Origin of the sequence: Parasphingopyxis lamellibrachiae, from assembly GCF_003385775.1 — a bacterium.
GTDB lineage: Bacteria > Pseudomonadota > Alphaproteobacteria > Sphingomonadales > Sphingomonadaceae > Parasphingopyxis > Parasphingopyxis lamellibrachiae.
In genome coordinates this window covers 1-21244 of record NZ_QRDP01000005.1, presented here as the reverse complement: position 1 = coordinate 21244, position 21244 = coordinate 1, and the positions used below count along the sequence as shown (strand labels likewise).

Genomic DNA, 21244 nt, shown 5'->3' with positions numbered 1-21244 from the left:
AAGGATGACATCACTCAAACTATAGCCCTACATGAATCGTCCTACAAAAAATAGGAAATTGGAGTGGGTATTGAGATGACATCAAATTTTTGGCCTGCTGAAGATTCTAGCCGCATACCTTATGCAGTATTTACGGATCCGGAACTCTATGCACGCGAGTCAAAGCGGCTGTTTGCGGGGCCTCATTGGAATTACCTTTGCCTCGACGCGGAAATCCGCGACCCCGGTCAGTACGTGGTCAGCTATATCGGTGAGCGGCAGGTGGTTGTTCAGCGGACTGAAGATGGGGACGTCGTGGCTTTCCTGAACAGCTGTGCGCACCGAGGAGCGCAGCTTGTCCGTAGGATGCGCGGCACGGCGACCTCGCACACCTGTGCATATCATCAATGGTGCTTCAGCGATCGTGGAGACTTGTTAGGCGTGCCGCAGCAGCGCGGTGTGAAGGGTCAGGGCGGAATGCCCAAGGATTTCGACAAATCGAAACATGGTCTTCGCCGTATACGGGTCGAGTCATACAAGGGACTGGTATTCGGCACATTCTCTGACGAAACGCCGCCCCTCTACGACTATTTGGGGCCGAAGATACGACCGGAGATTGATCGCATATTTGACCGACCCGTTAAGGTGCTCGGCTATTATCGCCAAGTCATTCCGGCCAACTGGAAGCTGTATCTGGAAAACGTCAAAGACCCTTATCATGCGGGGTTGTTACATCTCTTCCATGTCACTTTCGGCATCTACCGACCCACGATGTCGGGCCGCGTCACTATGGACGAAAGCAAAGGGCATAGCGTTTTGCGCACGGCCGATATCGATGAGGAGCAGGCGGACGTTAACTCCACCTATGCCGGGATCGACAAATACAGAACCGACTACAGTCTACGCGATCCCTCACTATTCGACGTTAAGCCGGATTATGACGACAAGGTCACCAATATGATTATGACGATTTTTCCCAACCTTATGCTGGGTCAGGTCGCGAACACGTTCCAGACACGTCATGTCCGTCCCAAAGGCCTCAACGAATTCGAGTTATACTGGACATATCTGGGTTTCGAAGACGATGACGCGGAAGCGACAGAGGGCAAGTTGCGGCAATCGAATTTCGTGGGTCCGGCTGGTTATATTTCGCTTGAAGATGGCGAGGCCGGGAGGCTTGTTCAGTCCGGTGTGAACCGGCGGGAGCCTGACAATTGTTCGACTGTGCAGATGGGTGGCCGGGGTGCCATTGAGGATCAGGATACTCTAGCGACTGAGGTCGCGGTACGCGGTTTCTGGAAGTGCTACTCGGAAGCAATGGGCCTTGCCCGAGCGCAGGAGCAAGCATGATGAATGCCGTTTGCGACACCTCATCACCGGTTCAGGATTTGCTCGAACGATATGTCGACTGCCTTGATGAGGATCGGCTTGAGGAATGGCCGGAATTGTTTCTCGAAAACGGGCTCTACAAGATATTGTCTCGCGAGAATGAAGCGATGGGTCTGCCCGCGCCACTTGTCTATTATTATAGCCGGGGAATGATGGAGGATCGGGTGACCGCGCTGCGCGATGCGCTCACTTACGAATTTGTATATTCACGGCATCTCATCACAAACACCCGCATTTCGGCACGCGATGATATCATTGAGGCATCATCTAATTTCGTCATCTTCCATACCTGCGAAGAGGGCCGATCCAAGACCTACGCCGTGGGCCGATATCGCGATGTAATCGTCGAAACCGATGACGGCCCCAAGTTCAAAAAGCGCACGGTAATCCTCGATACATTTGCCGTGCAAAACCTCATCGCGGCACCGTTATAATGGCGGCACTGTCATCTCCCTTTTCTGCGCTGCGTGCGGCAAGCTTCACGTTCGAAGAGTTGCAATCAGGCATATATGTTGGCGGGCAGGGCGATCCCCTCTTGCTGATCCATGGATCGGGTCCCGGGGCGTCGAGCATCGGCAATTGGCGATTGGTACTCGATAGGTTGGCCTCCCGCTATTCGGTAATCGCGATGGATCTCATCGGCTTTGGAAGCTCGGACCGTCGTGCGGAACCGCCATATTTCGATTTTGAGCTTTGGGTGCGCCAGGCCAAAGCAGCGTTGGATTTATTCGGCAGAGATAAGATCGGTGTGATCGGCCATTCCATATCGGGCGCTATTGCGCTGAGAATAGCCGCCGAAGATACGCGCGTGAATCGCGTGATGACGACAGGAACCATGGGTGCGCGCATGCCGGTCACTCCGGCTCTTTCAAAGATCTGGCGGTGCCCGGCTTCGCGCGAGGAGATGCGCAGTGCGGCTCAGGCACTGATCGCCGACGATGAGTTGATTACGGACGCCTATCTTGATGCGCGCATGGAGATCATCGGATCTGAGGAGTATCGGCTCTATTTTGACACGATGTTCGAGGGCGATTTCGAACATTATATAAATGCTGCCGTGGTTTCAGACGATATTTTGGCGCGCGTCTCTGTTCCCGTCATGATGCTGCACGGGCGCGAAGACCTCGCTTTTCCTGCAGAAACCGGGTCGCTCGCGTTGCTCGATAAAATGCCGGATGCAGATTGCATGCTGCTCGGCCGATGCAGCCATTCCATTGCAATGGAGAGGACGGAAACCTTTCTGAGTGCCATTCACAACCATTTTGCAAGGCAGGATGAACGATGAACCAACAGACCAACGTTATCAGATGCGGCACGATGTTCGACCCCGGGGCTGACATCGTGATTTCGGATGCCGTCATTGTCATGCAAGGTCAGCATATAGTTTATGCAGGGCATTCGGGAAAGGCGCCTGCCATTGCGCCTGAGGCCAAGATTATCGACTATAACGATGCTTTCGTTATGCCTGGCCTGATCGATGCGCATGTCCACCTATCCTATGGAGAAGCGAAGACCGAGGAGGATATAGACCTTTTCGCGAGCCTCGAATTTCGTGCACTGCGCGGTATGGAAGCCGCGCAGAGGATTTTGCGCGCTGGCTATACCTCGGTATGTGATCCGACGACTTCAGGCCGCGTTAGTCTGGCTATTCGCGATGCCATTGATGCCGGCCTTTTTGTTGGCCCGCGTGTGACCTGTTCGGGGCGGAATATCAGCTCGCGCCAAGGGTTGGTGGATTGGTATCCAACCTGGGTCGGAGTTCCCGACACTTCGATTGGTCAGATCGTTCACAACAAGGATGAGGGGCTCGATGCCATCCGGCAGCAGGTGAAGGATGGGGTCGACTTCATCAAGCTGTCGATGGACGGCGATTCCATGAACCCGTCATCGATACGGTTGGCCTGTGCCTTCCGGCAGGACGAGGTCGATTTGCTGGTGGATGAGGCTCATCGGCTCGGTCGCAAGGTCGTTGTGCATGCCCGCGGAGCAGAGGGCGTTCTCCATGCTGCCCGCGCCGATGCCGATCTGATATTTCATGCGTCCTATATGGATGAACAAGCCCTTGAGGCGGTTATCGAGAATGACTGTGCTCTCTGCCCGACGCTCTCGCTCTTAGTGAACAATATCGAATTCGCTCAGCCAAGTGATCCAAGCTATCCCGCACTGGTTGATGCACACAAACATGAGCTGGATGCCGCGGCGAAAAACCTCAGCCGGGCGCGCGAAGCAGGTGTGCGTTTTCTGATTGGCAGCGAAGCCGGCTTTGCCGTGACACCTTATGGCGAGTGGCATGCCCGTGAGCTGGAAAACCATATGAAATATATCGGGTTTTCGGAGCGGGAAGTATTGCGGCAGGCGACCGTGGAAAACGCATGGTTTACCCAAGCGGGATCGGATGTCGGGTCGCTGACACAGGGCAGCATCGCCGACATATTGGTGCTCGCTCAAAATCCGCTGGAAGATATTTCGGTTCCGCTTGATCCGGCTAACATTCTGGCGGTCTATAAAGACGGGGCCACTGTAGACTTGACCCCCAATCATAACCGATCCCGACTGGCGACTGAATTCAGCTATGCCATGTGGAACGATGTTTACACGCGCGATACGCTTGCGGCCCGAAATGGGATAGCGGCCGAATAGGCAGGGCGGTTCATGGTACATGAGAGAGGAAGTTTGATGACTACGCAAGATGATCAACTGGTAGACCCCGATATCCTGGACAGGGTAAAGGGATGGCGTGACTATGTTGAAGCCAAGCTGGGCTTTCGGAACCATTGGTACCCGGTCTTGCTCTCCGACGAGGTTGAGGAAGGCAAGCCTGTAACAGCTAAGTTATGCGGCGAGAACCTGCTTCTAAATCGTATTGATGGCGAAGTGCATTGCATTCGGGATCGATGTTTGCACCGCGGCGTGAAATTTTCGAAAAAGCCCGAATGCCATACCAAAGCTACGATCACGTGCTGGTATCATGGCTACACCTATCGTTGGGCAGATGGGAAACTCACCGATGTCATAGCTGCCCCTGAAACCCGCATTGTTGACGGCACTCGCGGGGTGCGCAGTTACATTGTCGAAGAAGCCAAAGGGTTGGTTTTTGTTTTCCTCGGAGATCGCGATGGAAATATTCCGCCGCTTATCGATGATGTGCCGCCGAATTTCCTCGATGAAGACAATTATGTGCTTTCCCAGCGCCAGACTGTTCAGTCCAACTGGCGGCATGGCGTGGAAAACGGCTTCGATAAAACGCATATCTATATTCACCGGGAATCATTGCTAATTCAGGAAAATGATCTCGTCCTGCCACTGGGCTTTGGGGCTTCGGGTGAGCAGAGCCACGAACTGGTTGATGGCGAAGACGGCCCCAGAGGCGTCATCGAGATCTACGGCCCGCACGTTATTCCCGCGTTCGAAGGCAAGATCGAAGGCGAAACCGTCCTCAAAGTTCCGTCCGATGTTACGGGCAAAAATCTCGTCCCTTCGACCATTTCAATGTGGATGCCATGTGCGCTTAAAGTCGATCCTTGGCCTGACCCGAAGACCACGCAATTTGAATGGTATGTGCCCATCGACGAAACCACGCACATGTATTTTCAAAACTTGGGCACGCGCGCGGAAACAGATGAAGAGAAGCGCGATTTCAAACGGGAATATAATAACCGTTGGGCCTTTTACGCTTTGGAAGAGTTTAACGGGCCGGACATCTGGGCGCGGGAAGCAGCCGAGGAAGGCTATGCCGACGACCATCAATGGGTCGATGAAGCTCTATTCGAAGCCGATGAAAACATAATTGTTTTTCGGCGTCTGATTTCCAAACGTAATCGCGGCGTCCAGCGACCTTCAGATTTGCGCGCTTAGGGGGCAAAAAAATGACATCAGTTGAGAGCAAGTTTATCGATGCGGGTGGTCTGCGGACCCATTATCTTAGGGCGGGGGCCGGAGCGTCGGTGATCCTTGTTCATGGCGGTGGGGCCGGGGCCGACGCGGTCGGCAACTGGACGGAGACGGTCACCTCCCTCGCTGAAAACTATGCTGTGTACGCACCGGATATGGTAGGTTTCGGAAAAACCGAAAAGCCCCGGAGGGATGATTTTGTTTACGGGCAAGCTGAGCGCGAGGCTCATCTCGTGGCATTTCTCGAAGCTATAGATTGTGGCCCGGCCATATTGGTTGGAAATTCGATGGGCGGCCTAACATCGCTCGGTGTTGCGCATGATCGGCCTGATCTTGTGCGTAAGCTGTTGCTAATGGGCAGTGCGGGATTGCCCGTTCCAATGTCACCGGAACTACTGTCGATTATCGAATATGATCATAGCGAAGAAGGAATGGCCAGGATCGTCGAAGCATTGACCGGTCCCGGTTTTGTCCCGCCCGGCGAAATGATTGCCTATCGGCATGCATTGTCAATTGAGCCTGATACGCAATATGCCTATCAGCAGATCACGGCCTGGCAAAAGGCGAATAGCGGCCTTGAGATATCCGAAGAACGCATCGCTGCCGTGTCGTGCCCGACTTTGGTTGTGGCCGGTAAGAATGACGGCGTGGTCCCGCTCGCCAACGCTTATCGTTTTCTGGAACTGATCCCACAAAGCTGGGGGGTGGTGATGCCCAATTGCGGGCATTGGCCAATGATCGAATATCCAGCGGAATTCGCCGATTTGGTCGATCAGTTTGCGCGCCGGGATTGATGGCGATGGAAGACCGGAAGCATATTCACGATTTCGTGCACCGTTTATGGCAATCGCCGGAGCTGCGCGCGCGGTTTGAAGCGGATGCTGGGGCAGTTCTAGCGGAGCAGGGCTTTGCTGAAGCGGAATGTGCGTTGCTGCTGGACGGTGAATTTCCGGCTCTAGGTGAACTGGGCATGCATCCTTTGGCACAGATGGTCTACTCGCTCGCACGCAATCCCCAAATCGCCGACCAGATCAGCTTCGGCGACTATCTCGAAGATTTGGAGTAACGGTGTTATGGGCTTGATTGTTGGGGGTTTCGGTACTGCACATCTCGTGATGAAACGAGGTACTGCGGGTGAAGCTGGTGAGCGCGTTTTCGCGGGAATGAAAGAAATTGGTAGGCGGATAAGGGCGCTTGCGCCTGATCGCGTCATCATCGTTTCTTCGGATCACTTCTATAATTTTCGGATTGGCGACGACAGCGCGTTCAGCATCGCTGCGGAAGATGTGCATATTCCATTCGGTGATATGCATTTGCCAAAAGATCCGTTTGTGGGCGATGCGAAATTTGCCGGAGATTTTGCTGCCTATTGTTCTGACCGGGCAGTCCCGGTGTGCGCGATGCGTGATTACCTGCCGGACCATGGTGTGGTCATTCCCGCATTGTTGATCTCCGGTGGTAGCCCCATTCCGATTATTCCGCTGATTACCAATACTGCTCTCGAACCGGCCCCTTCATTGCAGCAGGGCTGGGAGCTTGGCGGATTGATCCGGAGTTTCGTCGCCGAAGAGAGACCGCAGGATGAGCGCGTCGTTGTGGTGGGAACCGGCGGGCTTTCTCACTGGCTTGCGGTGGCTGATATGGGCAAGGTCAACAGCGATTTCGATTATCGGATCATGGATGAACTGACAGGCGCGCATCCTGAAAACCTTCTGAGCATGTCTCCTGCCGAAATACTTGCCGAAGGCGGAAATGGCGGACTTGAAGTCGTTAACTGGCTAATCATGGCCGGAGCACTGCCTGGGTCTCCGGGTGAACGTGTCTATTATGAGGCGATTCCGGAATGGGTGACCGGGATGGGCGGAATTGAATTATTCAACAAAGAAATTAATGCATTATGAGCGATTCTAAATTTTTGCGTCTGTGCTGCATTTCGGACATTCCGGATAGCGGTATCTTGCGCGTTACCGTTCCGGGCTATGATCCGCTGGCCGTGTGTCAGGTGGACGGTGCGTTCTTCGCCATAGCCGATACATGCTCGCACGGTATGGCATCATTGAGCGAAGGAGATATCGAAGACGGGCAGATTTTTTGTCCCTTCCATGGCGGAGGGTTCGAGATTGCAACTGGCAATCCGACAGAACGACCCTGCACAATTCCTATAGCCACCTATCCCGTGAAACGGGTTGAGGATGCGCTTTTTATCGCGTCCAAATGAAGGCAGCTTCCGATCCGGAGTCAGTTTTCCGGATCGCCGATGGCATGCCGTTGAGGACAAAAAGAAAATAGCAGCAATTCTCGCGCTTCAAATGTCCTACAATAATTGTAATCAAACTATTGACATCTACCGTATCAAGCGTGTCTATATTGTAGGGCAAAAATCATAGGGCAATTGATCTACAGGGAGATCGAAAGTGGTGAGCAAAAGATCGAAGGACGGGCATGTGGGCGTCAAGTTGAAATTGTTGACTGGGGCAGTGTTTTTCTCGCCGTTCTTGGCGATGCCAGCCGTTGCGCAAAATTCGCAAAATGAGACCGAATCTGTGTCGGAAGATACTGGCGGGCTTTCGGTGATCATCGTTACTGCGCAACGGCGTGATGAAAATTTGCAGGATGTGCCTGCAGCCGTCACCGCCTTTGGCGCAGAAGATATCACTCGGTTCGGTTTTACAGACCCGAGTGAACTTACCGCCCAAACTCCGGGCTTGCAGATCAGGTCATCAAACGGCCAGACCAAACCCAACGTCTTTCTACGCGGTATCGGAACCAACGATTTTAACGTGAGCGCATCAGGCGCGGTCGGTTTTTATGCTGACGAGGTCTATCAAGGTTTGCAGTCGGGTCAGTTGTTTCAGATGTTTGATCTCGACCGGGTTGAGGTTCTGCGTGGACCGCAAGGAACGCTGTACGGCCGCAATACCACAGGCGGCGCGGTGAATTTTTTCGCTAGGCAGCCGGACGGTGATTTCGCAGCTAATGCTTCGGCAACCTATGGCCGTTTCGATCAGTTTGACATTGAAGCTGGCGTGCAGGCGCCGCTTGCGGGGGATGTACTCAGCATGCGTCTCGCTGGCGTCTATCGTTCAAACAACGGTAGCGGCGTGAATCAGTTCACAGGCGAGCGCGTTGGTGATTCCGAAAGTTGGGCTCTCAGGGGCTTGCTGCGGCTGCAGCCGGATGACAATCAGGACTGGTTGTTGAATGTGCATGGCGGTCGGTTGACCGGCGATGGTCCTCGATATCATTTCCAGCGCGTGCCAAACGGTCTTTATCCCGATGGTGTGTTGCCGATTATCGGCGTTACGGCGCCCTTTAGCCCAATGGGCGGGTATTGGGACGGCGAATGGGATCTCCCGCAAGATGAAGAGGTCGAGAGCTTCGGAATATCTCTCAATGGCGAAATTTATCTTGGAGGGCCTACGCTGCACTCGGTGACGGGTTATGAGGCCGTCGATGCGTTTGTGCGTTTTGATTCGGACGGGACGCCACTTAATTACGTCAACGTCGATTTTGGCGATGAAAGCTGGCAGTTCAGCCAGGAGCTTCGGCTTGACTCCGACCCCGACAAGCCACTGACATGGATAATCGGCGGCTATTTCTATTCTGATCGTGTGCGGGCCAATAACAGCTTCGATGTCGGCCGCTTCGCACGCGAGCTTTTCGGCGCGATACCAGACATAACTGACCCTGCGGCACCGATTGTGATCAGCCAGCTCTACACGCAGAGGACCAGGAGTTACGCTGCTTTCGGTTCTGCATCCTATCATTTCAACGATGCTGTCACCTTAACTGCAGGTCTCCGCTATACCCGTGATCGCAAGACGCTGGATTATTTCACAACGGCAGATTCTGCGCTGTTGGCCGGTATCCCCAGCCTGATCGATGTCGAACGCAGGCGGAGCTGGGACGCGCTGACCGGTAACGTGATTCTCGAATATCAAGCGGCGGACAATATCCTCTTATACACGTCCTATAATCGTGGCTTCAAAAGCGGCCAATTCAATGCTTCGCCGTTTTTTGAGCCGATGGACGTGAATTCGGCCAATCCCGAAACTGTCGACGCGTTCGAAGTGGGATTTAAGTCTCAGCTTGCGAATAACCGAGTCCGTTTGAATGTCTCGGCATTCTATAATGAGTTCAGCGATTTGCAGGTATTTCAGTTTATTCCTGATGCGACAACGGGTATCCCAACTTCACGCTATTCGAATGCAGGTGCTGCCCGGGTGTCCGGTCTCGAGTTCGAGATTGATGCGCGGCCGATGGAAGCGCTCTCATTGCGGTTGTCCGGAGCTTTGCTGGATGCTGAATATACACGGTTCATTGCCGCGGTCGATGATCCAACGACACCGCAGGACGAAACTGTCGATTTGTCAGGCAACCGGTTGTCGGTCGCGCCTAGATTTAATCTAAGCGGTTCGGTCGATTACACTATTTCGATCAATGACAATCTCGAACTGGTTCCGTCATACGACTTTACCTATAACAGCCGGAAATATTTTACGCCGGAGAACGCCAGCGAGCTCTCCCAGCGCCGTTTTTGGGTGCACAATGCGTCGATTGCACTTCGAGAGGCTGATGGCCGTTATTCGCTGACAGCCTGGATACGCAACTTGTCAGGAACGCGATATAATGACGAAATATTTCCGCTATCGGACTTTGGCCTGAACGGCGCGATTCGGGGTGCACGGCAAAGTTATGGGATCACTCTGAGCTATCGTTTTGAGTAGTGCCAGCGTGGAACGAACGGTAATAATAGGGGCAGGTCAGGCCGGAGGGCGGGCGGCGGTCGCCCTCCGGGCAAATGGATATGGCGGCGAGATTATCTTAGTCGGTCAGGAGGCGCGTGCGCCATATGAGCGGCCACCTCTTTCGAAAGAGGTTTTGCTGGGAGCCGCGCAGGCGGGAGCGGCTCTCGTCAATCCCGAATCCGTCTATCACGAGAATTCGATTGAACTTCGTCTCGATATGCCGGTGCGATGGATTAATTCTGCGACGCGCGAACTGACTTTTATGGACGGGGACCGGTTGGGTTTCCAACGCCTCATTTTAGCGACTGGCGCCCGTGCACGGCGGTTGGAATGGCCAGGTTCTGAAGCCGCAAAACCATATTATCTTCGGACATGCGATGATGCTGAGGTCTTGCGTCGGACACTCAGCGGAAGGCAGGGCGACATCGCAATTATCGGTGGCGGTTTTATAGGCCTTGAAGTGGCGGCCAGCGCTCGCCAGCTGGGTTGGACGGTTACCGTGATTGAGCTTGGTCAGCAGTGTCTCGAACGTGTTTTGCCATCGGCCTCTGCGCGAGTTTTGGTCGATCTGCATGAGCGTCATGGGACGCGATTTCGCTGGGGTGCATCGGTAAAAGAGACGAAAGAAACGAATAGTAGGATCCGCCTCTTGCTCAACGATGACGAGTCCTTGAATGTTGACGTTGTGGTTGTGGGCATCGGATCGGAGCCCAATATGAAGCTTGCCGAAGCGGCTGGCCTTGAATGCGGAAACGGCATTTTGGTGGACGATCAATGCCGGACTTCAGTTTCCGACATATATGCGATCGGTGATGCGGCGATCGCACCAAATAGATGGTTCGGTAAGCCGGCCCGGCTCGAGTCCTGGGAAAATGCCGAGCGGCAAGCTGAGCAGGTCGCTCGGGTGATTTGCGGGCTGCCCACAACAAATGATGCGCCCCCCTGGTTCTGGACCGATCAGTTCGACCGGAATGTCCAAATCGTCGGCGTTCCGACCGACGAGGATCAGATGACCGTTGAACCCGGAAAAACACCGGATCAGTATGTCCATCTTTATAGCCGTGGCGATGTGATAACCGGTGCGGTGTTGTTCAACAGTGGCCGCCGCCGCCGCGCCTTGTCACGGCAAATGAGCGAGATGCGAGATGCTGCGGCAGCTCCCTGCAGCCCGGCCGAAAGTGTAGATTCTATGGAGATAAACGCATGAAATTGCTGAGTTTTGCCCAAGGCGACCGCACCGGAGTAGCTCTACAGCGCGGCGATGGAAGCTTTATGGATCTTGCGGCTATAGGGTTTTCCACCATGCTCGACATCGTGGCTGCCGGTCCTGAAAGACTGCATGATATCTCGCAATGGGATGCTGACACGCAAGAAGCTCCGCTGACCGGCAATATCTGCATATTGGCTCCAATTCCGCATCCTGTTCGCGATGTCTTTTGTGTCGGCAAGAATTATCTGCGGCATGCCAAGGAGTTCGGATCGAGCGGGTTCGATAGCGGGAACACTGGCGGCGACGAGGTTCCCGATGCTCCGATCATCTTCACAAAGGCTACGACAAGTGTTGCTGCGCCGGAGAGTCCGATTTGTACGGCCTTCGATCCCGACGACAGTGTCGACTATGAAGGCGAGCTGGCTGTAATCATTGGAACCGGTGGCCGGAACATCGCCAAACAAGATGCCATGTCGCATGTCTTCGGATACACGGTCCTCAACGATGTAACGGCGAGGGAAGCGCAAAAGCGACATAAACAGTGGGTCCTCGGCAAGGGAATTGACGGCTTCTGTCCCATGGGGCCAGTCATATTGGTCGCGAATTCTAATCTGGATGTTACAGGCCTCCGTTTAGTCACTGAGGTGAATGGTGAAATCCGCCAAGACGGACAGATTTCCGATCTGATCTTCGATATTCCGACCCTGATTGCCACGATTTCAGCCTATATTACCTTGGTGCCCGGCGACATCATCGCCACCGGCACGCCAGAAGGAGTCGGGATCGGATTTGATCCGCCCCGCTACCTGCGGCCTGGGGACATAGTGACAGTCAGCATTGAACCGATCGGGTCACTGAGTAATCCGGTAACCTGATCAACCGCATAAAGGAGAGGGCAGCATGTCCGCAGAAATCACAATCTACAATCCGGAAAGTTTGGGCGAACCTCTCGGGCAATACACGCATGTGACACGGGTCAAGGCCGATGAGTTTCTGTTCATTGCCGGCATGCTGTCGGCTGACAAAAGCGGAGCAATCATTGGCATTGATGATTTCGATGCACAGGCGATGCAGGTATTCCGCAATATCGAGGCCGCCCTTGCTTCTGCCGGTGCGACTTTTGCGAATGTCGTTCAGTTTACGACATATCTCGTGCATTCGCAGGATATTCCGAAATTCATGGAGTTCCGGTTGCGGGAATTTCCGAAACTTTTTCCAGACGGGAAATATCCGCCTAACACGATGCTGATGGTCGACCGGCTTGTCCAGGAACCGTTCCTTGTCGAGGTCCAGGTTGTCGCAGCGATTTAATCGATAGAGAATGCTAGCTCTAAGAACCGTCCGATCCAAATCCGTACAAGCTGCGATTCATGATCGACGCGCTGTCGTAGCGGTGGAAACCGTTGCACTTCGGGCGGGGATAGAATCTTCACGCCAGTTGGAGTTTGCCGAAGACTTGCGCGAAGCGACCGCCGATCGCGACGCAGTGCTGGCATGGCTGGCGCTTATAGATGGCGAGATACGCATCGGGCTCGAAAAGGACGATCTCGCCGAATTTTTGTCCAGGCCGGATGTCGTCAAGATCAGTAGCAAGGATCTTGCATGGTGCATTGAGCGACGCATGAGCGGCGCATTGACGGTGGCTGCCAGTTTGTGTGTCGCCAAAATCGCCGGATTTTCGACAGTCGCGACCGGAGCCATCGGCGGCGTACATCGCGGCAATAATTTTGATGTTTCGGCTGACCTTTTCGAATTGGCGCGATCGGCCGTGCATCTCGTTTGCGCTGGCATAAAACCGTTCCTGGATGTTGCTGCCACTTGCGAGCGACTTGAGGCATTGGGCGTTCCTGTTTTCGGTGTGGGGTGTGACGACATTCCAATGCTGTACTCGCGAGAATCTGGCCAGCGGGTTGATGCCCGATTTGATGCTTTGGAAAAGGTCAAGGACGCCATGATACTACATCACGCCCTGACCGGTCAGGCTGCGTTGGTTGCCACGCCTATTCCTCTAGAATTTGCGATCGATAATCTGGAGGTTGAAGCTTGGATTCAAGTTGCATTAGACAAAGCGAGACAGCAATGCGTATCCCGAGCTGACGCGACACCTTTCCTAGTGCAAGAGCTGGATCGATTGAGTGATGGCCGGACTGTAGCTGCCAATGAAGCGGCATTTCGTGAGGCGATTTACACAGCCGCAGCTTTGGCACTGGCTGTAAAAGCCAAAGAAGCATGCTAATATGGCAACTACATTCATCAATATAGAAAGTGATACAAAGTTGAACACTTTGAGCGAATTCATCAAGAAACGATCGCCCGAGAAATCTGTCGCCGATGCGTTGGCTGACATATTCCGGAAACGGATCATGGACGGTGATTATTTGCCCGGCGCAAGGTTGGTCGAGGCCGATCTCACGAAGCTATATGGCGTCAGTCGCGGCCCTGTGCGTGAAGCGATCCGCCGGTTGGCGGCTGAGGGATTGGTCGATGCGGAAAAGCATCGCAGTCCCATGGTCCGCGGTGTCGATCAACAGAAGTTTGGACGCATGTTCGAGGTGCGTGCGATATTGGAAGCCTATTCTGCCAAACTTGCTGCGCAAAAAGTCAATTCGGCTCATCGTAAATGGATCACGCAAGAAAAAGAGAAATGGGAAAAATTTACCTATTGCGATGATATCGACACATTCGTCAGCGCCAATACCGAATTTCATGATCATATTCTCGTGATTGCCGATCATGATGTTTTGAATGAACAGACCCGGCAACTGGCCATTCCTGGATATAAGGCCGTTTTCAAGCCGCTGCTTCGTGAAACAGAAATGCGAAGGAGTTCGCTGCAACATGTGGAAATTCTACAGGCTATTCTGGATGGGAAAGCGGATAAAGCAGAACGGCTTATGCGTAAGCATGTCGAAGCATCCGGGGTGCGCTTGACCAAAAAATTCTCTGCAGATCTGTTTGATCGGCGCTTGCACGAGCTGGAAAAACTGCAAGCCGACTGACGCTGAATGTAAAAGATGCGGCGCGCATTGCAGCGTTGCCAAAGCCATACTAAATGTCCTACAATAAATGTAGTCTGATTTTTGAGGTGGCATTGTGGCACGAGCAACATCTGTATTCCTACTTCTCAGCCCACCTGCGATCTGGGGTAGTCTGGTCGTCGTCGGATGGGGTGCGTTGCAATCCCTCAATCCGCTGATTCTCACACTCGTCTCCTGGCTGTTAGCGGCTGCGGTGTTATTGATTCTGTCGTCGGCAAATCTCGTGCGCCTTTGGGATATCTTTAGAGAGAGGTTTCTATGGTTTGTGGTGATCGGCGTTGCCGGAACAACGGGGTTTCAGTTCCTCTGGTATACGGGGCTCGCTCACGGAGACCCGGTCGACGTGACATTGCTTACGGCTACCTTGCCGGCATTCATTTGCATCGGGGATCGATTGCTCTTTCGAGCGCCCTTGTCAGCGTTGCGGATTTCGGGTTTGGCCATAGCCTTGGCCGGCGCCGCCTATCTGGCAGTCGAGGGTGATTGGTCGAACATGGTCAGATTACAGTTTTCGTCCGGTATATATGCGATTCTCGGCGCAAATATCATGATGACGGTTTACACATTGGGGCTGCGTTTTCGCATGCCTAAATGCACGGCACTGGAGCTCATGACACTCATTGTCGTCGGGGGCCTCATCGGCTTCTCTCCGCTTTATCTTGTGCTTGGTCACGGAAATCCGTCCTTTGATTCGGGCGGGCTGTGGATAGCACTGCTCTATATAGCCCTGTTCGCATATGTCGGTGCATATCTGCTTTGGAATCTCAGCGTTGCTCGCAACGGTCCGAGCCTTACCGGTATCGCTTTATACACGCAGCCCGTTTTTGCGCTGTTCTTTGCCTATCTCATTCTAGGCACCGGGATCGATGCATATCAATGGCTGGGCGGGATCGTCATTCTCGCCGGGCTGGCCTTTGCTGAATGGAGTGAGCAGCGCGGTGGGCAAGAAGGTGCACAATCATGAATCGCAGGCAGATCCATCGGAGAGGGTAATAACATGAACACACCGAAGAATGTAGCTAACTTGCTTCAGGATATTTCTGCAGTGGCCTTGGCTTCTGACGACGCATTATTCTCCATGCCTCCGCAAGTATATTGTGACGAGGATCTTCTTACGTTGGAGCGAGAAAGGATCTTCCGCCGTGATTGGGTCTGTGTGGGTCGGGCCGATGAAATTCGAGATCCTGGCGACTATTTCACCTCTGATCTGGACTCGGTTCCCATACTGGTCGTGCGTCAGAAAGACGGCAGTATCTTAGCCTTGGTCAATGTCTGCGCTCACCGCGCGACGATCGTCGCTACCGGCACCGGGTGCGCGCGCGCGTTCGTCTGTCCCTATCATGCATGGACCTACGCTTTGGATGGCACGCTACTCCAGGCGCCGCGTATGGGAAAAGATTTCGACTCTGCGGGGGTTGGAATGACCCAGGCACAATTGACTGAGTGGAATGGCTTTCTCTTCGTTAGTCTAGACCCGGATGCCCGGCCGCTATTGCCGAGGATTGTCAGTCTTGATCATGCCGTTGCCGACTATCGCATTGACAAGATGCGGACGCTCCACCGCGAAACCTTCATCTGGAATTGCAACTGGAAAATCCTCGTTGAAAATGGCCTCGAAGCCTATCATATCAACGCCACTCACACCGATACGCTCGCCCAAGTTGCACCGGTTAGCAAGGTTCGAATGGTCGATGGCCCGGCCGATTGCTTTCACTATACTAGCGGTCTTTCCGATAGCTTTGTTCCCGACAAGCCTGATCCGAAGATCGCTATCGCCAATCCGGATATCGACGAAGCCCGCCAACGCGAGGCGGTCGTTGGCGGGATATTCCCGAGCTTTGTGTTCTCTGTTTCGGGTGACTGGGTTTGGTGGATCTCCATGCAGCCGATTTCCGCGAGGAGCGTGCGGGTCGACCATGGTCTCTGCGGGTTGTTCGATATCGACCAGGACCTGATTGATCGCAATCACCCAAACCTGTATTTTCTCGATCTTGCTCTGGCTTTTAACGAAGAAGACCGGGTCCGGGTCGAAGCGGTACAGCGCGGCGCCGAAAGCGGTCTCGCGCGTCAGTCGAGATTAAGCCCTCTCGAGGCGGCGACCAAGCGGCTTGCTGCCTATCTTACGCAAAGCCTAGAAAACTGAGCGGCTTTCTAGGTTGGACAGGACTGAATCTGAACTTATCAAACTGGGGATAGCGGTCAATTTCTGACTTGAAATCCTGCGCTATGCACTATATCGTAGGACGATTAATGAACTACAATATAATCGAGTAAAACATTCCTGCGATTCCGGAAGAAGGGCGTAAGACAATATGACTTTCATCGTCACCGAGGCATGCATCAAATGCAAACATATGGACTGCGTGGACGTTTGCCCGGTCGATTGCTTCTATGAGGGTGAGAATATGCTCGTCATCAATCCGGACGAATGAATCGATTGCCGCGTCTGTGAGCCAGAATGCTCAGCAGATGCGATATTTGATGATGGCTTTCCGGAGGCGGCTCGTTGGATCGAGGTCAATCGGATGTATTCTGAGAAATGGCCCCAAGCGCTAGAGAAGCATGAACCGCCTGAAGACGTGGAAGACTTTAAGGGTGTTGATGGGAAATTTGAAAAATACTTCTCCATGTCGCCGATCCAGAGATAGCTTGACCTCAACGGGCGCAATTTCCTGAAAGGACGGGATCCAATGCATTATTTTCGAAAGCATTCACGACGGGGCTTACAAACCGTCATTGATCCACCGTTTTCTCAGACCAAAAACGTGTCCCCCGTCAGCGACCAACCACCAAGATACGACGAGGACCAAACATGAAAACCCGTGCTGCCGTAGCGTTTGAAGCGAAGAAGCCGCTTGAGATTGTCGAGCTGGATCTCGAAAGCCCGAAAAAGGGCGAGGTTTTAGTCGAGATCATGGCGACGGGCATCTGCCATACGGATGCCTATACATTGAACGGGCTGGACAGCGAGGGGCTTTTCCCTTCCGTGCTTGGCCATGAGGGCGCGGGTATTGTGCGCGAGGTTGGTGCGGGCGTCACCTCGGTTGCGCCCGACGATCATGTGATTCCGCTTTACACGCCCGAATGCCGCCAGTGTAAAAGCTGCCTGTCCGGCAAGACCAATCTCTGCACCGCTATCCGTGCGACGCAGGGCCAGGGGCTGATGCCCGATGGAACGAGCCGGTTCAGCTACAAGGGCCAGACAATCCATCATTATATGGGCTGCTCGACCTTCTCCAATTTCACCGTGCTGCCCGAGATCGCGGTCGCCAAAATCCGCACTGACGCGCCGTTCAAGACCAGCTGCTATATTGGCTGCGGCGTGACGACCGGCGTTGGGGCCGTGACCAATACCGCCAATGTGCAGGTCGGCGACAATGTTGTTGTTTTCGGACTGGGCGGGATTGGTCTCAACGTGTTGCAGGGCGCACGGATGGCCGGCGCGAACAGGATCATCGGAGTGGATATCAATTCCGACCGCGAAGAATGGGGCCGCAAGTTCGGTATGACACACTTCCTCAAAACCAAGGGAATGAGCCGCGACGCGACAATCGCCAAGATTGTCGAACTGACCGATGGCGGGGCGGATTACACCTTTGATTGCACGGGCAATACCGAAGTCATGCGCACGGCCCTTGAAGCTTGCCACCGTGGCTGGGGCACCAGCATTATCATTGGTGTGGCGGAAGCGGGTATGGAAATCAGCACTCGGCCGTTCCAGCTGGTAACCGGGCGCAACTGGCGTGGCACTGCCTTTGGCGGGGCAAAGGGCCGGACCGACGTACCCAAGATTGTGGACTGGTATATGAATGGCAAGATCGAGATAGATCCGATGATTACCCACACGCTGAGCCTGGACGAGGTCAACAAGGGTTTTGACCTTATGCACGCAGGCGAAAGTATCCGCAGCGTCGTGATTTACTAGAGACCGCTGGTGCGCACTATGGACCAGGCGAACGTCTTGATAGTCGGCGCGGGCCATGGCGGCGCACAGGCGGCGATCGCGTTACGGCAGATGAAGTTTACGGGTTCAATCGCCATTGCAGGTGATGAGCTTGAATATCCTTATGAACGTCCACCCTTGTCCAAAGAATATTTCGCCGGCGACAAGCCTTTCGAACGGATCATGATCCGTCCAGAAAAATTCTGGGCGGAGCGCGAGATATCGATTTTGCTGGGGCGGCGCGTGGTCGAAGTCGATGCCACAGCCCATTGTGTCAATTTCGAGAATGGTGGCAAATTTGGTTATGGCACACTGATCTGGGCGACGGGCGGTGCCCCGCGCAAACTCACATGTCCTGGCCATGATCTGACAGGTATTCATGCCGTGCGCACCCGAGCGGATTGCGATGCCATGATGCAACAGCTCGACCGTGTTCAACGCGTCGTCGTGATCGGCGGCGGCTTTATCGGATTGGAAGCTGCCGCTGTTCTGACCAAACTAGGCAAACATGTCATACTGCTTGAAGCGCTTGACCGGGTGCTGGCGCGTGTCGCCTGCGAAGAGTTGTCACGCTTTTATGAGGCCGAGCATCGCGCCCGTGGTGTCGATCTGCGCACTAATGTGATGGTGGGCCGCGTAATTGGCGAGTATGGCCGGGCAACCGGCGTTCAACTGGTCGATGGCGAAATTATTGATGCCGAAATGGTAATCGTCGGCATCGGCATCACCCCAGCGATCGAACCCTTAGCGACAGCGGGCGCGGATGGCAGCAATGGCGTTTCGGTCGACGACCAATGCCGCACTTCACTTCCCGATATTTTCGCGATCGGAGACTGCGCGGCCCATGTGAACGCATTTGCCGATAACGCCACGATCAGACTGGAATCGGTTCAGAATGCCAATGACCAGGCCACCGTTGCTGCCAAAGCGATCCTCGGCCTGCCGACCGAATATGCTGCCACGCCCTGGTTCTGGTCAAACCAATATGATCTCAAACTGCAAACCGTGGGCCTATCGGCCGGTTATGATGACATTGTCATACGCGGTGATCCCTCCAATCGCAGCTTTTCCATCGTCTATCTCAAGAAAGACCGCGTGATTGCTCTGGACTGTGTGAATGCGACCAAAGATTATGTACAGGGTCGCAAACTCGTTGAAGCGCGAGCGAAAACCAACACAGCTGCCCTTTCCGATGCATTGGTCCCACTCAAGGAGTTGCTGGTTTAACGAACCGATCAACACAGGATTTATGATGGAACGGATAGAACAGTATAATACCCATGGCGGAACACAGGGCGTGTATCGGCATGACAGCAAAACTACGGGTACCGCAATGACTTTTTCGGTGTTCATACCCGGCCATGAAGATGGCGCACAACTTCCCGTAATATGGTATCTGTCCGGGCTCACCTGCACCCATTCAAATGTTACTGAAAAGGGGGAATTCAGAGCTGCGTGCGCCGAACATGGTGTCATTTTTATTGCGCCAGATACCAGCCCGCGCGGCGAGGACGTCGCCGATGATGAAGCCTATGATTTCGGTAAAGGTGCCGGCTTTTACGTCGATGCTACGCAAGATCCATGGGCCAAGAATTTTCGGATGAAGAGCTATATCGAGACGGAATTGCCGACATTGACTGCCAAACAGTTTCCGATGGCAGACATGAAACGGCAAGGTATCACCGGTCATTCGATGGGTGGCCATGGCGCACTCACAATCGGCCTGCGCAATCCGGAAAGGTTCCGGAGCGTCTCAGCCTTTTCCCCGATAGTTTCCCCTTTGAACTGCCCTTGGGGCGAAAAGGCACTTGGAGCCTATCTCGGGGAGGATCGTTCCGCATGGCGCGCCCATGACGCGTGCGCTCTGATCGCAGACGGACATCGGGTCGACCAACTGCTTGTTGATCAGGGGGCCGCTGATAAGTTTCTGACCGATCAGCTAAAACCAGACTTGCTGGAAAAGGCGTGCGCCGATGTTGGGATCGCGCTCACCCTGAATATGAGAGAAGGCTACGACCACAGCTACTATTTCGTCTCGACCTTCCTGGCAGATCATATCGCCTGGCACGCGGCGCGCCTGAAATGATCGAAAGGATGCGTCTCAACGAAATTATCGCTAACCAAATTGTGCGCGACGCACCGTTGATGCCGGTCTGTCCGTCGTCAGACAAATAGAGAATGCTGACAGTTTGGAGCAGGTGAGGGCATTGTCAGTTAACCGGCGTTGTCACGTTAACTCGACTTAGCTGCGACGAAGCGGGTTGATCCGTGAGGTCAAGTTTCCGCGGATGCGGCAGTCCAATCATTGAGAGCACCTGCCCGATATCGTTTGAAGGTTGCCCGATCGAGCAGATGACGCTGGAAGTAGAAACTGTTTTAGGTCGCCGATTGAAGGTTGAGGAAGCATTGTGCTGATCCAGGTGATTTGAACCGCTGCATCTTTCGCTCTCGCCTTCGAACCGGTTGATGCGAGTTTCTTGAAGGCTGCACAGTAGGAGCGCAGCTTGTCGATTGTAACTTGGGTTGGACGGCAATGCTGCCTTAACAGGCTGCGCATGAGCTTTTCCGCAGCCTTTGTGTTTCGGCGTGATTGCACTAGGAAGTCCAGAACTTCGCCCTCATTATCGACGCCGCGCCAAAGCCAGTAGTGTCTTCCTCGAATGACCATTACCATCTCGTCGAGATGCCAATGGTCACTCGGTGCTGGCCGCTTGGTTTTCAGATTGCGCGCAATAGTGGGTCCAAACTTCAAGCACCAACGACGTACCGTCTCGTACGACACATCCAAACCCCGTTCGACCAGGAGATCTTCAACATCGCGGAAGCTCAACGTGAACTTGGCGTAGAGCCAGACCGCATATCGGATGATCTCAGGTGGAAAGCGATGGCGATCAAATGAGATTGGTTCCATCAACGCCAGTTAATCGCTCGTTCGCCCGAACGTTAATCAAGTTAACGTGATGGTGTGGATGGCTCCACCCCGACGGCATCATGATGTGCCATGCTGGTGCTGTTTGAGACCAACTAATGGAAGGAGCCATCCACT

At 53.9% G+C, this 21244-nt stretch carries 20 protein-coding genes and 2 pseudogenes; 21 read left to right on the top strand and 1 reads right to left on the bottom strand.

Going from position 1 to position 21244, the window contains the following annotated elements:
• Positions 1 to 63 precede the first annotated feature (63 nt).
• The 21 genes and pseudogenes from DFR46_RS14360 (at position 64) to fghA (ending at position 20284) form a co-directional block, all read left to right on the top strand.
• Positions 64 to 1329 carry an aromatic ring-hydroxylating oxygenase subunit alpha gene (locus DFR46_RS14360; protein ID WP_211306469.1) on the top strand — a complete coding sequence of 422 codons (1266 nt, stop codon included), beginning with the start codon at positions 64 to 66 and terminating at the stop codon, positions 1327 to 1329.
• Positions 1326 to 1802, top strand: coding sequence for an aromatic-ring-hydroxylating dioxygenase subunit beta (locus DFR46_RS14355; RefSeq protein WP_116237392.1), 477 nt, complete (start codon positions 1326 to 1328; stop codon positions 1800 to 1802). The genes DFR46_RS14360 and DFR46_RS14355 overlap by 4 nt, the downstream gene beginning before the upstream one ends.
• Positions 1802 to 2653: an alpha/beta fold hydrolase gene (locus DFR46_RS14350; RefSeq protein WP_116237391.1), complete on the top strand. Its 852-nt coding sequence runs from the start codon at positions 1802 to 1804 to the stop codon at positions 2651 to 2653. Before DFR46_RS14355 ends, DFR46_RS14350 begins: the two co-directional genes overlap by 1 nt.
• On the top strand, positions 2650 to 4008 hold the full coding sequence (locus tag DFR46_RS14345; protein ID WP_116237390.1) for a metal-dependent hydrolase family protein: 1359 nt from the start codon (positions 2650 to 2652) through the stop codon (positions 4006 to 4008). Before DFR46_RS14350 ends, DFR46_RS14345 begins: the two co-directional genes overlap by 4 nt.
• A 36-nt stretch (positions 4009 to 4044) precedes the next feature.
• Positions 4045 to 5223: a Rieske 2Fe-2S domain-containing protein gene (locus tag DFR46_RS14340; protein WP_116237389.1), complete on the top strand. Its 1179-nt coding sequence runs from the start codon at positions 4045 to 4047 to the stop codon at positions 5221 to 5223.
• A gap of 11 nt (positions 5224 to 5234) precedes the next feature.
• Positions 5235 to 6053, top strand: a complete 819-nt coding sequence (locus tag DFR46_RS14335) for an alpha/beta fold hydrolase (RefSeq protein ID WP_116237388.1) — start codon at positions 5235 to 5237, stop codon at positions 6051 to 6053.
• Positions 6053 to 6325: a hypothetical protein gene (locus tag DFR46_RS14330; RefSeq protein WP_116237387.1), complete on the top strand. Its 273-nt coding sequence runs from the start codon at positions 6053 to 6055 to the stop codon at positions 6323 to 6325. The genes DFR46_RS14335 and DFR46_RS14330 overlap by 1 nt, the downstream gene beginning before the upstream one ends.
• A gap of 7 nt (positions 6326 to 6332) precedes the next feature.
• Entirely contained in the window at positions 6333 to 7160 is an 828-nt protein-coding gene (locus DFR46_RS14325) for a DODA-type extradiol aromatic ring-opening family dioxygenase (protein WP_116237386.1), read from the top strand.
• Complete coding sequence (locus tag DFR46_RS14320; RefSeq protein WP_116237385.1) at positions 7157 to 7477, top strand: non-heme iron oxygenase ferredoxin subunit; 321 nt, start codon at positions 7157 to 7159, stop codon at positions 7475 to 7477. The genes DFR46_RS14325 and DFR46_RS14320 overlap by 4 nt, the downstream gene beginning before the upstream one ends.
• A gap of 199 nt (positions 7478 to 7676) precedes the next feature.
• A complete protein-coding gene (locus DFR46_RS14315) occupies positions 7677 to 9986 on the top strand; it encodes a TonB-dependent receptor (protein WP_147297702.1) in 2310 nt (769 codons plus the stop codon).
• A 7-nt stretch (positions 9987 to 9993) separates the two neighbouring features.
• Positions 9994 to 11214, top strand: a complete 1221-nt coding sequence (locus DFR46_RS14310) for an NAD(P)/FAD-dependent oxidoreductase (protein ID WP_147297701.1) — start codon at positions 9994 to 9996, stop codon at positions 11212 to 11214.
• Positions 11211 to 12092 (top strand): fumarylacetoacetate hydrolase family protein, encoded by an 882-nt coding sequence (locus tag DFR46_RS14305; RefSeq protein WP_116237382.1) that lies wholly within the window; start codon positions 11211 to 11213, stop codon positions 12090 to 12092. Before DFR46_RS14310 ends, DFR46_RS14305 begins: the two co-directional genes overlap by 4 nt.
• A 25-nt stretch (positions 12093 to 12117) precedes the next feature.
• Entirely contained in the window at positions 12118 to 12528 is a 411-nt protein-coding gene (locus DFR46_RS14300; RefSeq protein WP_116237381.1) for a RidA family protein, read from the top strand.
• Positions 12529 to 12538: 10 nt separating this feature from the next.
• Positions 12539 to 13453, top strand: a complete 915-nt coding sequence (locus tag DFR46_RS14295; protein WP_116237380.1) for a pseudouridine-5'-phosphate glycosidase — start codon at positions 12539 to 12541, stop codon at positions 13451 to 13453.
• Between the two features lies 1 nt (position 13454).
• Entirely contained in the window at positions 13455 to 14216 is a 762-nt protein-coding gene (locus tag DFR46_RS14290) for a GntR family transcriptional regulator (RefSeq protein ID WP_116237379.1), read from the top strand.
• A gap of 94 nt (positions 14217 to 14310) precedes the next feature.
• Positions 14311 to 15219, top strand: a complete 909-nt coding sequence (locus tag DFR46_RS14285; RefSeq protein WP_116237378.1) for a DMT family transporter — start codon at positions 14311 to 14313, stop codon at positions 15217 to 15219.
• 33 nt (positions 15220 to 15252) lie between these two features.
• On the top strand, positions 15253 to 16398 hold the full coding sequence (locus DFR46_RS14280; RefSeq protein WP_116237377.1) for an aromatic ring-hydroxylating oxygenase subunit alpha: 1146 nt from the start codon (positions 15253 to 15255) through the stop codon (positions 16396 to 16398).
• 169 nt (positions 16399 to 16567) lie between these two features.
• A pseudogene (gene fdxA / locus DFR46_RS14275) lies at positions 16568 to 16903 on the top strand (ferredoxin FdxA).
• Between the two features lie 164 nt (positions 16904 to 17067).
• The gene (locus DFR46_RS14270) at positions 17068 to 18180 is read left to right on the top strand and encodes an S-(hydroxymethyl)glutathione dehydrogenase/class III alcohol dehydrogenase (protein WP_116237376.1); all 1113 of its coding nucleotides are present in this window, start codon (positions 17068 to 17070) and stop codon (positions 18178 to 18180) included.
• An 18-nt stretch (positions 18181 to 18198) separates the two neighbouring features.
• Positions 18199 to 19425, top strand: a complete 1227-nt coding sequence (locus DFR46_RS14265) for an NAD(P)/FAD-dependent oxidoreductase (RefSeq protein ID WP_116237375.1) — start codon at positions 18199 to 18201, stop codon at positions 19423 to 19425.
• Positions 19426 to 19450: 25 nt separating this feature from the next.
• Positions 19451 to 20284: an S-formylglutathione hydrolase gene (fghA, locus tag DFR46_RS14260; protein ID WP_116237404.1), complete on the top strand. Its 834-nt coding sequence runs from the start codon at positions 19451 to 19453 to the stop codon at positions 20282 to 20284.
• A gap of 188 nt (positions 20285 to 20472) precedes the next feature.
• Here the strand turns inward: fghA and DFR46_RS14255 are convergent.
• A pseudogene (locus tag DFR46_RS14255) lies at positions 20473 to 21109 on the bottom strand (IS6 family transposase).
• Positions 21110 to 21244: the final 135 nt, after the last annotated feature.

What these genes read in the sequence shown, in the direction of transcription:
- DFR46_RS14325 (WP_116237386.1), top strand. Translation starts at nt 6,333, where the DNA reads ATGGGCTTGATTGTTGGGGGTTTCGGTACTGCACATCTCGTGATGAAA.
- DFR46_RS14270 (WP_116237376.1), top strand. Translation starts at nt 17,068, where the DNA reads ATGAAAACCCGTGCTGCCGTAGCGTTTGAAGCGAAGAAGCCGCTTGAG.
- DFR46_RS14290 (WP_116237379.1), top strand. Translation starts at nt 13,455, where the DNA reads ATGGCAACTACATTCATCAATATAGAAAGTGATACAAAGTTGAACACT.
- DFR46_RS14265 (WP_116237375.1), top strand. Translation starts at nt 18,199, where the DNA reads ATGGACCAGGCGAACGTCTTGATAGTCGGCGCGGGCCATGGCGGCGCA.
- DFR46_RS14330 (WP_116237387.1), top strand. Translation starts at nt 6,053, where the DNA reads ATGGCGATGGAAGACCGGAAGCATATTCACGATTTCGTGCACCGTTTA.
- DFR46_RS14305 (WP_116237382.1), top strand. Translation starts at nt 11,211, where the DNA reads ATGAAATTGCTGAGTTTTGCCCAAGGCGACCGCACCGGAGTAGCTCTA.
- DFR46_RS14335 (WP_116237388.1), top strand. Translation starts at nt 5,235, where the DNA reads ATGACATCAGTTGAGAGCAAGTTTATCGATGCGGGTGGTCTGCGGACC.
- DFR46_RS14320 (WP_116237385.1), top strand. Translation starts at nt 7,157, where the DNA reads ATGAGCGATTCTAAATTTTTGCGTCTGTGCTGCATTTCGGACATTCCG.
- DFR46_RS14340 (WP_116237389.1), top strand. Translation starts at nt 4,045, where the DNA reads ATGACTACGCAAGATGATCAACTGGTAGACCCCGATATCCTGGACAGG.
- DFR46_RS14300 (WP_116237381.1), top strand. Translation starts at nt 12,118, where the DNA reads ATGTCCGCAGAAATCACAATCTACAATCCGGAAAGTTTGGGCGAACCT.
- DFR46_RS14295 (WP_116237380.1), top strand. Translation starts at nt 12,539, where the DNA reads ATGCTAGCTCTAAGAACCGTCCGATCCAAATCCGTACAAGCTGCGATT.
- DFR46_RS14345 (WP_116237390.1), top strand. Translation starts at nt 2,650, where the DNA reads ATGAACCAACAGACCAACGTTATCAGATGCGGCACGATGTTCGACCCC.
- DFR46_RS14350 (WP_116237391.1), top strand. Translation starts at nt 1,802, where the DNA reads ATGGCGGCACTGTCATCTCCCTTTTCTGCGCTGCGTGCGGCAAGCTTC.
- DFR46_RS14280 (WP_116237377.1), top strand. Translation starts at nt 15,253, where the DNA reads ATGAACACACCGAAGAATGTAGCTAACTTGCTTCAGGATATTTCTGCA.
- fghA (WP_116237404.1), top strand. Translation starts at nt 19,451, where the DNA reads ATGGAACGGATAGAACAGTATAATACCCATGGCGGAACACAGGGCGTG.
- DFR46_RS14355 (WP_116237392.1), top strand. Translation starts at nt 1,326, where the DNA reads ATGATGAATGCCGTTTGCGACACCTCATCACCGGTTCAGGATTTGCTC.